The 13,626-nt window shown below is 60.8% G+C and carries 9 protein-coding genes; 4 read left to right on the top strand and 5 right to left on the bottom strand.

All coding sequences use genetic code 11. The features are described 5' to 3' along the window. Positions 1 to 7 precede the first annotated feature (7 nt). From aceF to msrA, 4 genes are all read left to right on the top strand, one after another. Positions 8 to 1,981, top strand: a complete 1,974-nt coding sequence (gene aceF, locus PDR5_RS02335) for a dihydrolipoyllysine-residue acetyltransferase (RefSeq protein ID WP_064592994.1) — start codon at positions 8 to 10, stop codon at positions 1,979 to 1,981. Positions 1,982 to 2,259: 278 nt separating this feature from the next. Beyond that, the gene (locus PDR5_RS02330; RefSeq protein ID WP_064592992.1) at positions 2,260 to 3,657 is read left to right on the top strand and encodes an alkaline phosphatase D family protein; all 1,398 of its coding nucleotides are present in this window, start codon (positions 2,260 to 2,262) and stop codon (positions 3,655 to 3,657) included. Between the two features lie 238 nt (positions 3,658 to 3,895). Then, positions 3,896 to 6,592: a putative bifunctional diguanylate cyclase/phosphodiesterase gene (locus PDR5_RS02325; RefSeq protein ID WP_064592984.1), complete on the top strand. Its 2,697-nt coding sequence runs from the start codon at positions 3,896 to 3,898 to the stop codon at positions 6,590 to 6,592. 104 nt (positions 6,593 to 6,696) lie between these two features. Beyond that, positions 6,697 to 7,362 carry a peptide-methionine (S)-S-oxide reductase MsrA gene (gene msrA / locus PDR5_RS02320; protein WP_039766523.1) on the top strand — a complete coding sequence of 222 codons (666 nt, stop codon included), beginning with the start codon at positions 6,697 to 6,699 and terminating at the stop codon, positions 7,360 to 7,362. Between the two features lie 49 nt (positions 7,363 to 7,411). Here the strand turns inward: msrA and PDR5_RS02315 are convergent, their stop codons facing one another. The 5 genes from PDR5_RS02315 to putP all read right to left on the bottom strand — a co-directional run bounded on the left by PDR5_RS02315 (position 7,412) and on the right by putP (position 13,616). Next, entirely contained in the window at positions 7,412 to 8,251 is an 840-nt protein-coding gene (locus tag PDR5_RS02315) for a 23S rRNA (adenine(2030)-N(6))-methyltransferase RlmJ (protein WP_064592982.1), read from the bottom strand. A 303-nt stretch (positions 8,252 to 8,554) separates the two neighbouring features. Next, entirely contained in the window at positions 8,555 to 8,872 is a 318-nt protein-coding gene (locus tag PDR5_RS02310) for a hypothetical protein (RefSeq protein WP_064592980.1), read from the bottom strand. Positions 8,873 to 9,191: 319 nt separating this feature from the next. Then, positions 9,192 to 9,944 carry a DUF4123 domain-containing protein gene (locus PDR5_RS02305; RefSeq protein WP_156669364.1) on the bottom strand — a complete coding sequence of 251 codons (753 nt, stop codon included), beginning with the start codon at positions 9,942 to 9,944 and terminating at the stop codon, positions 9,192 to 9,194. Beyond that, positions 9,889 to 11,904 carry a type VI secretion system Vgr family protein gene (locus PDR5_RS02300; RefSeq protein WP_064592976.1) on the bottom strand — a complete coding sequence of 672 codons (2,016 nt, stop codon included), beginning with the start codon at positions 11,902 to 11,904 and terminating at the stop codon, positions 9,889 to 9,891. The genes PDR5_RS02305 and PDR5_RS02300 overlap by 56 nt, the downstream gene beginning before the upstream one ends. Positions 11,905 to 12,131: 227 nt before the next feature. Further along, complete coding sequence (putP, locus tag PDR5_RS02295; RefSeq protein ID WP_064592974.1) at positions 12,132 to 13,616, bottom strand: sodium/proline symporter PutP; 1,485 nt, start codon at positions 13,614 to 13,616, stop codon at positions 12,132 to 12,134. Between the last annotated feature and the right edge of the window lie 10 nt (positions 13,617 to 13,626).

Raw genomic sequence — 13,626 nt, 5'->3', positions numbered from 1 at the left:
AAACTCTGTGAGCGAACTCATTCGCGTACCTGACATCGGCAGCGGTGAAGGTGAAGTAATCGAACTGTTTGTGAAGGTCGGCGACCGTATCGAAGCCGACCAGAGCATCCTGACTCTGGAATCGGACAAGGCCAGCATGGAAGTGCCGGCCCCGAAAGCCGGCGTCATCAAGAGCCTGAAAGTGAAGCTGGGCGATCGCCTGAAAGAAGGCGACGAACTGCTGGAGCTGGAAGTCGAGGGCGCCGCGCAAGCGGCCCCTGCTGCGGCTGCTGCGCCTGCCGCCAAGGCCGAAGCTGCACCGGCTGCCGCTCCTGCACCGGCTGCGCCTGCCGCAGCTCCGGCTGCCGCTTCGGTTCAGCAAGTGCACGTGCCGGACATCGGTTCGTCGGGCAAGGCCCAGATCATCGAGATCCAGGTCAAGGTCGGCGACACTGTCGAGGCTGATCAGTCGCTGATCACCCTGGAATCCGACAAGGCGAGCATGGAAATCCCGTCGCCTGCCGCTGGCGTGGTCAAGGCCATCAGCGTCAAGTTGAACGACGAAGTCGGCACCGGCGACCTGATCCTGGACCTGGAAGTGGCGGGTGCTGCGGCCCCTGCTGCTGCCGCTCCGGCCCAGGCTGCTGCTCCAGCCGCTGCCGCTGCGCCGGCTCCGGCCGCCGCGCCAGCCGCACCGGTTGCCGACAGCGTTCAGGACATCCACGTTCCGGACATCGGCTCGGCCGGCAAAGCCAAGATCATCGAAGTGCTGGTCAAGGCTGGCGACAGCGTTGAAGCCGATCAGTCGCTGATCACTCTGGAATCCGACAAGGCGAGCATGGAAATCCCGTCGCCTGCCGCTGGCGTGGTGGAAAGCGTTTCCATCAAGCTGGACGACGAAGTCGGCACCGGCGACCTGATCCTCAAGCTGAAAGTCAAAGGCGCCGCCCCGGCTGCTGCCCCGGCTCCAGCTGCCGCCGCTGCTCCGAGCGCTCCGGCGCCAGCCGCTGCTGCTCCGGCTGCCGCTGCACCTGCTGCTGCCGCTCCGGCCGCTCCGGCCGCTGCTCCAGCCAAGCCTGGTGCGAAAGTTCACGCCGGCCCTGCCGTGCGTCAACTGGCTCGCGAGTTCGGCGTCGAGCTGAGCGCTGTCGGCGCCAGCGGTCCGCACGGTCGCATCCTGAAAGAAGACGTGCAGGTTTACGTCAAAGCCATGATGCAGAAGGCCAAGGAAGCACCGGCCGCTGCTGCTGGCGCAACCGGTGGCGCGGGCATCCCGCCGATTCCGGTCGTCGACTTCAGCCGTTTCGGCGAAATCGAAGAAGTGCCGATGACCCGCCTGATGCAGGTAGGTGCTGCCAACCTGCACCGCAGCTGGCTGAACGTGCCGCACGTAACGCAATTCGACTCGGCGGATATCACCGAGCTGGAAGCGTTCCGCACCGCACAGAAAGCTGTCGCAGAGAAGGCCGGCGTCAAGCTGACCATCCTGCCGCTGCTGCTCAAGTCCTGCGCACACCTGCTCAAGGAATTGCCGGACTTCAACAGCTCGCTGGCACCAAGCGGCAAGGCGATCATCCGCAAGAAATACGTGAACATCGGCTTCGCCGTCGACACCCCGGATGGCCTGCTGGTACCGGTCATCAAGAACGTCGACCAGAAGAGCCTGCTGCAACTGGCCGCCGAGGCCGCTTCCCTGGCTGAAAAAGCCCGGACCAAGAAGCTTTCGTCGGACGAGATGCAAGGCGCCTGCTTCACCATTTCCAGCCTCGGCCACATTGGCGGCACCGGCTTCACGCCGATCGTCAACGCGCCGGAAGTGGCGATTCTCGGTGTTTCCAAGGCAACCATCCAGCCAGTCTGGGACGGCAAAGCCTTCCAGCCGAAACTGATGCTGCCACTGTCGCTGTCCTACGATCACCGTGTGATCAACGGCGCCGCTGCTGCACGCTTCACCAAGCGTCTGAGCGACCTGCTGGCGGACATCCGCACCATCCTGCTGTAAAGCGTTCGGCCCTCCGGCAACGGAGGGCCGACTGCGTTCCACGTTTTCGAGCGCCACACGCTCGTACCTCAACCCCGTCAGTTTGGCGGGGCTTTTTTTTGCCTGAAACAACTGCCACCTGAACTTTTCCCACAACTTGCGCTGAGATAGGCCACGACTTTAGTCCACTTCCTGTCAATATTTTTCAGCGACAGGCAACTAACCTTGGCGCATCAAAGTTGCACCAACAAGCCAGGCAACTTTATTACTCACCAACACTTATTCGAATGGATTCGAACATGCTTAAACCTACTGTCGGCCCGATCATTGGCCACACCACAACTAACCAGGCGCGAATTTTCATTCGTGGCGGACTGCAACATAATGCGTCCGTATTTGCCGGCATTCGTTACCGGCTACTGGATTCGAAACAATGGCAACCCGCCCAATTTTTCAAACTTGATTCAACCCGCGACATGACGGAAGTATTCGTAATCGATCATCTGAAGGCAGACACCGAATACGAATACCAGACCGGCTGGTTCAGCCCGATGAGTCCCGTCCACACCATCCACAGCGTGGCGGAGTTGCCGCTGCAATGGCCACGGGAGATTTACCGCCTGCGCACCCGCAGCAGCCAGCCTTTGCAGCCGCGCGCTTACATCCTCGGCTCCTGCCGTTACCTGCGCATGACCGCCGGCGTCCCGGTGCTCCCGCATCTGGGCGACCGGATCTTCGCGTCCATCAGCCAGTTGATCGAGGGTGCACAACCGGCAATCAGCGCAATCATGATGTGTGGCGATCAGATCTACGCCGACGACTTGAACCTGTTCGCCCCGGATCGCGACTATGACGAGTTCATTGCAAAGTATCGCGCGGCGTTTTCCCTGCCTAATATTCGACGATTGATGTCCGGCACTTCGACCTACATGATCCTGGACGATCACGAAATAGAAGATAACTGGCCAATGAACGCCCATGATTCCGATAAAACGCTCTATCGCAACGCAATGGCGACTTACGATATTTATCAAGCGAGTCATAGCCCGATCTGTTCAACAACAACTAGCGGAACAATTGATCGCACGACACTGAAGCACTATTGGTATCAATTCAGCGATGGCGATATCGAATGGTTTGTGACGGACAGTCGAACTCGCCGCAACTTGTCGAATGACAACCGGCGCATCCTCGATGAAGAACAGGAACAGGCGCTGTGCAAGTGGTTGATCAATAGCCCGGCGCGGGTCAAGTTTGTAGTCACCAGCGTCATGTTCTATCCCGACCGCAAAATGAACGGCGATGATGCCTGGATGGGCTTTCCCGAACAGCGTCTGCGCCTGCTGGAAACCATCCGCCAGCATCGGATCAGGAACGTCGTGTTCATTTCCGGCGATGTGCATGGCTCGCTGACCAGTCGCCTGACCCACAGCGAAGACCCGGACTTTGAAGTGCATACGGTCGTTTCCTCACCGCTGAGCAACAGCAAACTGCTGCCCTACGCCACCGCCGCGACCTTCACGCTCGACCAGCCGCTGGCGCAGACCGAGGCAGGCGAATACCGGCACGAACTGACCAGCGAGGTCGTCAGCCAGGACAACTTCGCGCACATGGTGGTTGAAGCCGGGCGAATCCAGGTCAACTATCACGATCGGGATGGCAGGCACCTGCAATCCATCGATATTCCGTTGCGCTGAATCCAGCGGTACGACCGTTCCGGATGCCGGAAGGCTCTGGAACGGCCATTTTCACGCTTGGTAGCATTAGTTTCCGGCGGGTGCTGGAGAAATGTTCACTGCAGCCGACATATTCTTATAGCACTTGGCCTTCATGTCTCTTGTCAGTCAGTGCCGCAATGATGCAACCTTGCCGCAGGCAACAGTAAAGAGGGCGCGAGCCCGGCGCGTTCAGCAAATTTCCAAGCGAGTTCCCTTCATGAAGAGCCAACCCGATGCCGCCAGCCGTATGGTGGCCGAGGTAGTGACGCAGTTGCCTGTGCCCTCGCGGCTCGGCATGCTGCGTTTCGAGCGCTTGAATGAAGCCAGTTGGGCCATGTTGTTTCTCGATCCCAACTGTGAACGCCAGTTCGGCCAGCCCGCCGTCGAACTTTGCGCTCTGGTTGGCTCACCCTATGCCAGCCTGATGGAGCCCGAAGCGCGTTATCAACTGCACGACGCGATCCAGCAACAACTCGGCCACAGCCCGCATTATCTGGTGCGCTACACCCTGCACACCGCCGCCGGTGCGCTGAGCATTCTCGAACTCGGTGAAGCCTACAGACAGCACAACCGCCACTTGCTGCGCGGTTACCTGCTGGCGGTCGACAACGTGTTTGACGAGGCACCTTCGCTGCCGTCCGTCGACCTTGAAACCCAGAATTCACGCCTGCAAATCGCCCTGGAGCTCAATCAGCGTGCCCAGCAGGAACAACTGCAGCATCTGGAACGGGTGCGCGCCCAACAGGATTTGATCCTGTTACTGGCCCGCCAGCGCTACAGCAGCCAGAACTCCCTGCAGGAAGCTGCCGAGCTGATCACCCGCTGCGCCTGCGATATCTACGAAATCGACTGTGCCAGCCTGTGGAACCTCGAAGGCCAGAAGCTGGTGCCGATTTCGGCTTACCACCGCGCCACCCAGGAATACATCCTGCCGGAGGTGATCGACGTCAGCGGCTTCCCCGATTACATGGAAGCCCTGCACGGCAGCCGCGCCATCGACGCGCATAACGCGATGCGCGACCCGCGTACCCGGGAAATGGCCGAAGCCCTGCGCCCGCGCGACGTCAACGCGATGCTTGACGCCAGCATCCGCGTCGACGGCCAGGTGGTCGGCGTGTTGTGCCTGGAGCAGACCGGCGTCACCCGCGCCTGGCAGTCCGACGAAATCGCCTTTGCCGGCGAGCTGGCCGACCAGTTCGCCCAGGTCATCAACAACCACAACCGCCGTACCGCCACCAGCGCGCTGCACCTGTTCCAGCGCGCGGTCGAGCAGAGTGCCAACGCCTTCTTGCTGGTCAACTGCGACGGAGTGGTCGAGTACGTCAACCCGAGCTTCACCGCGATCACCCAGTACACCACCGAGGAAGTCCATGGCCAGCGCCTGTCGGAGCTGCCAGCCCTGGAAAACTTAAGCGAGCTGCTGTTCGACGCGCCGTCGGCGCTGGCCAAGAGCAACAGCTGGCAGGGCGAGTTCAAGAGCCGCCGCAAGAACCTCGAACCCTACTGGGGCCAACTGTCGATCTCCAAGGTCTACGGCGACAACCGTGAGCTGACGCATTACATCGGCATCTACGAAGACATCACCCAGACCAAGCTGGCGCAGCAGCGCATCGAGCGCCTGGCGTACACCGACAACCTGACCAACCTCGGCAACCGGCCTGCATTTATCCGCAATCTGGATGAACGCTTCGCCCGGGATAGCGATACCCCGATCAGCCTGCTGCTGGTGGACATCGACAACTTCAAGCGGATCAACGACAGCCTCGGCCACCAGACCGGCGACAAACTGTTGATCAGCCTGGCCCGGCGCCTGCGTAACAGCCTGAGCCCGAGCGGCAGCCTGGCGCGATTCGCCAGTAACGAATTCGCGGTGTTGCTCGACGACACTGACCTTGCCACCGGGCAGCAGATCGCCAACCAATTGCTGGCGACGCTGGATAAACCGATGTTCGTCGACAACCAGTTGATCAGCGTCACCGGCTCCGTGGGCCTGGCCTGCGCGCCACTGCACGGCCGCGACCCGCAGACCCTGATGCGCAACGCCGGCCTCGCTCTGCACAAGGCCAAGGCCAACGGCAAACATCAGGTGCAGGTGTTCACCGAAGCGCTGAACGCCGAGGCCAGTTACAAACTGTTCGTTGAGAACAACCTGCGCCGCGCTCTGACCCAGAATGAATTGGACGTGTTCTACCAGCCCAAGCTGTGCCTGCGCAGCGGTCGTCTGCTGGGCATGGAAGCGCTGCTGCGCTGGAATCACCCGGAGCGCGGCATGATCCGGCCGGACCAGTTCATCAGCGTCGCCGAAGAAACCGGCCTGATCATTCCGATCGGCAAGTGGATCGCCCGCCAGGCCTGCCGCATGAGCAAAGCGCTGACCGCTGCGGGCATGGGCAATCTGCAGGTGGCGATCAACCTGTCGCCCAAACAGTTCTCCGACCCGGATCTGGTGGCCTCGATCGCCAACATCCTCAAGGAAGAAGCGCTGCCGGCCAATCTGCTGGAGCTGGAACTGACCGAAGGCCTGCTGTTGGAAGCCACTGAAGATACCCACTTGCAGCTCGACCAGCTCAAGCGTCTGGGCCTGACCCTGGCCATGGACGACTTCGGCACCGGTTACTCGTCGCTCAGCTACCTGAAGAAATTCCCGATCGACATCATCAAGATCGATCGCAGCTTCATCCATGAAATCCCGGACAATCAGGACGACATGGAAATCACCTCTGCCGTGATCGCCATGGCCCACAACCTGAAACTCAAGGTCGTGGCAGAAGGCATCGAGACCGCCGAGCAGCTGGCGTTCCTGCGTCGGCACCGCTGCGACGTCGGCCAGGGCTACCTGTTCGACCGGCCGATTCCGGGCGGCGAGCTGATCCAGGCGCTCAAGCGCTACCCGCGCGGTCCGCTCTGCCTGTAAATCCCAAGGCAGTACCCGCACATTTTGCCTAGTGATTAACGGGGCATCATTGGGCACACTGGCGGTCAGACTTTTACATCCCATCCTGACTGAGAGGAACGATCATGGTTCTGCGCTCGGAAATTCTGGTGAACAAAAACGTGCTACCGACTAAAGAACAAGCTCTGCCTGGCCGCGAAACCCCGATGGCCCTGCCTGAAAAACACTTTGTTTTCACCGAGACGCCGTTGCTGGGCCCGTTCTTTCAGGACGTCGACTTCGCAATCTTCGGGCTGGGCTGCTTCTGGGGTGCCGAGCGCCGCTTCTGGCAGCGCGAAGGCGTGGTCAGCACCGTGGTCGGTTACGCCGGCGGTTACACGCCGAACCCGACCTACGAAGAAGTCTGCTCGGGCCTGACCGGCCACGCTGAAGTGGTGCTCGTGGTGTATGACAAGGCCAAGGTCAGCTACGAAGAGCTGCTGGCGATGTTCTGGGAATTGCACAACCCGACGCAGGGCATGCGCCAGGGCAATGACATCGGCACCCAGTACCGTTCGGTGATCTACGCGACCCATCCGGAGCAACTGGAGGCGGCGTTGAAGAGCAAGGCTGTTTATCAAGCTGAGCTGTCGAAGGCGGGTCTGGGTGAAATCAGCACCGAGATTGAACAGGCGCCGACCGTTTACTTCGCCGAGGCCTATCACCAGCAGTATCTGGCGAAAAATCCGGAAGGCTATTGCGGGATTGGCGGCACTGGCGTGTGCATGCCGCCGAGTCTGGCGGGGAACTAAGTCCGCCCTGATCGCTCCCGCGCTATGTGCGGGAGCGATTGACGGTTGATCAGCTCTCGGCGATCAACCAATCCATCTGCCATCCGCCCTGGGTCTGCCCAAGTTTCTTGGACAGCCACGGCAGCAGCTCACGCAATTCTTCCTCCAGCCCCCACGGCGGATTGGCAATCGCCAGGCCAGAGCCGTTAAGGCTGTTCGGCGTATCCAGTGGATGCACCAGCAACTCGACCCGCAGCAACTTCGGCGCACCGGTGCCGGCCAGATCCTGATAGAAACGACGCAATGCACGCTGATCCTTCACCGGATACCAGATGGCCGCGACGGTCTGGCGCATCCGCGAGATCGCCTCTTTCAGCGACGCCGCACAACGCTGCATCTCGTCGAGCTTCTCGAACGGCGGATCGATCAGCATCACCGCACGCTTCTCGGTCACCGGCAGCAGCGCCCGCGCCACGTGCCAGCCCTCGCCCAGATGCACGGCCACACGGCGGTCGCCCTTCATGTTGTCCTTGAGCAGTACGCCGTCTTCCGGGTGCTTCTCGTTGAGCAACACACGATCCTGGGAACGAGTCAGACGCCGCGCCAGCTCCGGCGAACCCGGGTAATAACGCAACTGGCCGTCCGGGTTCATCTCGTGCAGCACTTTCATGTAGTCGGCGGTCAGCGCCGGCAGATCCGGCTGATCCCACAACCGCGCGATGCCTTCCAGGTACTCGCCGGTACGGTTGGCCTGATCGCCCTGCAGGTCATACAGACCGATGCCGGCGTGGCTGTCGAGATAGGCAAACGGCTGCTCCTTGCGCGACATCAGGGCAATGAGGCGGGTCAAGGTCAGGTGTTTGAACACATCGGCGTGATTGCCGGCATGGAAGGCGTGACGATAATTCATGGCTGCTCCTGCGAGGGCCGTGAAGTTTACCTTTTACCGGGCGGCAAGTCAGGGGTTGGGGGCTGAGTGGGTGGTCTTGCTGTCGGGTACATCCTTGAGAAACCCCTCACCCTAAGCCTCTCCCAAAGGGAGAGGGGACTGACGGAGGTGATCTTTCGGTTTGCATCGACCTGAAAAATCACCGCGACCTAAGGCTTGGCCAAGCCAAGTTCACCACCGAAGTTGCAGGTCGGCGTACGTCACCTATTCACCTTGGTCGGTCCCCTCTCCCTCGGGGAGAGGGCTAGGGTGAGGGGATGGGATCTAAGGCCGGTCACGCAACCTGCGGCCAATCACATCCAAGACATCACAGCCGTCACGCAGCGGAATCACGCAGAGTTGGGCGAAGTCGCTGAGGACGACCGAGTCGCACTCGACCGAGCCGCGCATGCACATGTTTTCCAGGACCTGGATCACGGCGCGGATGCGGTAGTTGGCGGCGTCCATCAGGATGTCGAGCGGGGCGTGGGTGTCGATGAACAGAGTGGGCATGTCGTTGCAGTTGCTGGTCAGCGCCATGAGGCGGTTGTCGGGGTGGGGGATGAAGGGTTCGTAGGGTGGATCGGGTTTCAATGTTGGCACTGGAATGACTCCTAACGTATTGGGCGGTGCCGCCAACTCTCACTTCCACGCATTAGGTGGCGGCTGTACGCAGGTGTGGAAGACCGGGACGTTAGGCACCCGGCGCACTCGAAAGCGCCCCGCGCACAGCCACCAAAAACTCAAACGACAAAAACGTCTGACTGGTGCAGCTTGACGCGCCTAACGATAAAAGGGCTTCCACGCCCTGTCACCGAATTTGCGGTGACAGCCAAAAGACTATCCCCGCATCTCCGCGCCCACCAGTTCACGCAAACCGCCGCAACTCGCAGGAAACGTCCGAAGCCTTTGCCCGGAAATTTCACTCTGACTCGTCCCGCAAGTAGTCCAGCAGTGCCGAAGCCGACGATTCGTCCGACGCTGAAACCGCAAAAAACCTGACAACCTTGCAGCGCAAGACATCGGCGGGAAACGCCTCGAACAACGCCGGCTGTTCCTCGCTCAACCACTGCAAGGCGTTGTTGATCCGGGCGTCGCCGCCGAATTGCGCCAGCAGCTTTTCCGGCACCTGCCACCAAGGAAACTCCCGACCCGAGACCCGCGCCCTGCCCCCGATCTCGACGGTCTGACCGTTGATCAATCCTCGCGTGAGAACCGGCAGCAATTGCCCGGCATCCACCTCGGACGACTCAAGGATCGGCAACAAAAACCGCCCATCCCAAAACCGGAAGAACACCGCTTTCCCGTCCGGCATCAGCACTTGGGTCAAGCTGCGAAAGTGCTCGACCACCGCCTCAAGCCCCGCCGAAGAAACCGCCAGCCAACCCCAGTCACGGGATTCGATGGCCGCGACCCAATCCAGAAACTCACTGCCCGCGTCGACGATTCCCACGTAGGGCATCACCGCATCCCACTCGGCATAGATCGTTTCCGCCCAGACTGGTTTCGGCATCTGCGCTTTCAGCGGCCAGGATTTCAGCGGTTCTACCGCACTCGAGCTGCTGAAAACCGCGAACAACTGCTCCGAGGGTTTCAGCGGCTGATCCTTCAACCATTGATCAGGCCGCACAGACACCGTCCTTGCAGCGCTCGCATTCTTCACAGAAGGGCGCATCACCTTTCAGGCTCATGATTTGCGCAGCAGTCAGAATCGCAGCCGGGGCTGCCGCCAGTTTTTCCGGCAACCCCGGCACCGTCGGCGCCGCACTCATCGTCGCCATCGGCGCACCACCCACCACAATCGGCACGCTGCTGAAGATCCCGCCCGGGCCGATGTTGATCCACTGCCCGCCCGCCTGAATCGTCGCGCTCGCCCCGCCGTCGATCACCACTTGCTGGCCGGCGCTGACGTGGAATTGAGCACTGGCGTTGATCGCCTGATTGCTCACACGGATGTGCCGGTCGCCGGTCACCGTGAGATGGTCGTCCTGCCTCACCTCGGTCTGGCGCTGGCCGTGGGTGATGCGCTGCTCATCGGCTTTCAGCTCGTGTTTGGCGAGACCGGTGACGACAACGCTGCGCTGGTTATCCACTTGCACCTGCTGATCGTTCAATACGTGCTGGGTCCAGTTTCGCTGGGCCCGCAGGTAGATTTCCTCGGCGCCTTTGCGATCCTCGATGCGTAATTCGTTATAGCCCCCGCCGCCGGGACTACTCTGGCTGCGGAAAATACTGCGGGTCTTGTCGGCCGGCAGATCCAGCGGCACCGGCGTCGCTGCGTTCGGCAGGCAACCCATGACCAGCGGTTTGTCGGCGTCGGAATCGATGAACCCCACCAGCACTTCCATGCCGACCCGCGGTATCAGCACGCTGCCATAACGGTCATGGGCCCAGCCGCTGGCGACCCGCAGCCAGCAGCTGGAATGCTCATTGAGCTCACCGTCGCGATCCCAGGCCAGTTGCACCTTGACCCGGCCGTACTCGTCGCAATGGATTTCACTGTCTTGCGGGCCGGTGACCACGGCGGGTTGATAGCCGAGCATCCGTGGTTTTTCCGGGCCCATCGGCGGGCGGAAGAACACGTCCCACGGCGTGGCGAGAAAGGTATTACGGTAACCCTGGAATTCGTCACCCTCGCTGGTGACCGATTCCTCCAGCACTTGCGGCTGTCGGCCACGGTGCTCGATCGCGGTCAGCAGCCAGAGGTCATTCAGATCCTGGCGCGGATGCTCGGTCAGTTGCAGGAAATGTCCACTGACGAGAGCGGATTGATCGCTGCGGCCCTCGGCCTGACGATAGTCGGCGACATGCCGCTCAAGGGTGCGCTGGGCCAGTTGCTTGCCGGTTTCGCGCTCGGTGAACTGGCCGGGAAAGTGGTAATCCTCCAGCACCGGGCGCTGCTCGCTTTCGGCGCGACTTTGCAGCGCCAGCCGGGGTTTGGTGAAGTCGTAATCACGCCGGGTGACCACACTGGTGCGGGTTTCCACTCGAACGGTGAAGCGCTTGATCGCCGGCGCCGCCGCAGCCATGCCACTGCCCGGCAGGTACAGCGTCGGCTCGGCCAGACGGGGGAATACCGTTTGATCGTCGCCGAACACGAGTAGATGCCCATCGGGACTGTGCTGAAAATGGAAATGAATGCCGACTTCGGCACACAGCCGCTGGATGAACGCCAGATCGCTCTCGGCGTACTGCACGCAATATTCACGCGCCGGGTAATCACTGCCGAGGCGAAACTCAAAGGCATCGCGCAGGATCGCGTGATCCTTGAGGATCTGCGTCACGATCTGCGGCACGCTCTGATGCTGGAAAATTCGCTGATTGATCCGGTGACCCAGATAGGCCAGACGCGGAACAAGACTGACGTGATAGCGGGTCAGACGCTTGCCGGAATCCCCCTGCCCAACCCGATAGATCTGACCGTGGATACCGGAACCGTCTTCATCAAAACTCAGAAAAGCCTGACAGTGCAGCAGGCTTTCCAGATCCAGATCCGGCCGTTCACTGACCAGCTCCAGGTCAAAACGGAAGGGTTGGCTGATGGCTTCCTTGCCCGTGAACTCAAGGACTTTGAGGTCAAACTGGGCGCCTTCGACGGTCAACGTGAAACGCGGTTGATTGGCAGGCGCGAACATCCGATGTCTCTCTGCAGATTGAGGGCGGGCGATTCTGCATGAGGGGCAAGGGGTGCAGGTTGGGTGACTGAAAAATCAGATTTTCCCTACTTGAAACTTCGATCTCCCCTTCAAGAATCAGCGCATTCGACTACAGACTTTGCCTTCAGAAAAATCGCAGGCAATAAAAAACGGCCCGCTTCCTGTAGGACGCGGGCCGTTTTCTTGTGAGCCTCAGCTCATTCCCATCACTTGTTCAGATGGAAGTCCTTCTCGGCCGCTTCAAAGCGCTGAACCATACCGGCGCTCGGCTGGCCCATCAGGCTGACCAGGTAGATCGCCAGGCTGGCGAAGATGAAGCCCGGGATGATTTCGTACAGGCCCAGCAGTTCGAAATGCTTCCACACGATCACGGTGATCGCGCCGACCAGGATGCCGGCCAGTGCGCCGTCACGGGTCATCTTCTTCCAGATCACCGAGATCAGCACCACAGGACCGAACGCTGCACCGAAACCGGCCCAGGCGTAGGACACCAGGCCCAGCACGCGGTTGTCTGGGTTGGCGGCCATCGCGATGGCGATCAGTGCAACCAGCAGCACCATGGCGCGACCGACCCAGACCAGCTCGACTTGCGAAGCGGATTTACGCAGGAAAGCCTTGTAGAAGTCTTCGGTCAGGGCGCTCGAGCACACCAGCAACTGGCAGCTCAGGGTGCTCATCACGGCAGCCAGAATGGCCGACAGCAGCACACCGGCGATCCACGGGTTGAACAGCAGCTTCGCCAGTTCGATGAACACACGCTCGTGGTTCTCGGTCACTGGACCCGCGACTTCCGGGTGCGCCGAGAAGTAGGCGATACCGAAGAAGCCCACGGCCACGGTGCCGCCCAGGCACAGGATCATCCAGGTCATGGAGATGCGACGGGCGTTGGCGATCGATTTCACCGAATCAGCAGCCATGAAGCGCGCCAGGATGTGCGGCTGGCCGAAGTAGCCCAGACCCCAACCCATCAGCGAGATGATGCCGATGAAAGTGGTGCCTTTGAGCATGTCGAAGTTGCTCGGGTCCTGTGCTTCGATGGCCAGGAACGTGGTGTCGACGCCGCCGGTAGCCAGCAGCACGATGATCGGCGTCAGCAGCAGGGCGAAGATCATCAGGGTGGCTTGTACGGTGTCAGTCCAGCTCACCGCGAGGAAACCGCCGACGAAGGTGTAGGCAATCGTCGCCGCAGCACCGGCCCACAGCGCGGTCTCGTAGGACATACCGAAGGTGCTTTCGAACAGGCGGGCACCGGCCACGATGCCGGAAGCGCAATAAATGGTGAAGAACACCAGAATCACCACCGCCGAAATGATGCGCAGCAGACCGCTTTTGTCTTCGAAACGGCTGGAGAAGTAGTCCGGCAGGGTCAGCGCATCGCCGTTGTGCTCGGTTTGAACACGCAGACGGCCGGCGACGAACAGCCAGTTCAGGTAGGCACCGACGATCAGGCCGATGGCGATCCAGCTTTCGGACAGGCCGGACATGTAGATGGCGCCCGGCAGGCCCATCAGCAACCAGCCGCTCATGTCGGAAGCGCCGGCGGACAATGCCGTCACCACGCTGCCCAGGCTGCGGCCACCGAGAATGTAGTCAGAAAGGTTGTTGGTGGAGCGATAGGCCATGAAGCCGATCAGCACCATTGCTGCGATGTAGATCACGAACGTGATCAGGGTTGGATTGCTTGCGCTCATTACGTACGTG

This window comes from Pseudomonas sp. DR 5-09, assembly GCF_001655595.1.
Taxonomy (GTDB): Bacteria; Pseudomonadota; Gammaproteobacteria; order Pseudomonadales; family Pseudomonadaceae; genus Aquipseudomonas; species Aquipseudomonas pharyngis.
This window is presented reverse-complemented; position numbering and strand designations above follow the sequence as displayed.

Bases quoted from the DNA above. Each gene is read 5' to 3' on its own strand.
- msrA (WP_039766523.1), top strand. From the start codon at position 6,697: ATGGTTCTGCGCTCGGAAATTCTGGTGAACAAAAACGTGCTACCGACT.
- putP (WP_064592974.1), bottom strand. From the start codon at position 13,616: ATGAGCGCAAGCAATCCAACCCTGATCACGTTCGTGATCTACATCGCA.
- PDR5_RS02300 (WP_064592976.1), bottom strand. From the start codon at position 11,904: ATGTTCGCGCCTGCCAATCAACCGCGTTTCACGTTGACCGTCGAAGGC.
- PDR5_RS02330 (WP_064592992.1), top strand. From the start codon at position 2,260: ATGCTTAAACCTACTGTCGGCCCGATCATTGGCCACACCACAACTAAC.
- PDR5_RS02325 (WP_064592984.1), top strand. From the start codon at position 3,896: ATGAAGAGCCAACCCGATGCCGCCAGCCGTATGGTGGCCGAGGTAGTG.
- PDR5_RS02305 (WP_156669364.1), bottom strand. From the start codon at position 9,944: ATGCGCCCTTCTGTGAAGAATGCGAGCGCTGCAAGGACGGTGTCTGTG.
- PDR5_RS02315 (WP_064592982.1), bottom strand. From the start codon at position 8,251: ATGAATTATCGTCACGCCTTCCATGCCGGCAATCACGCCGATGTGTTC.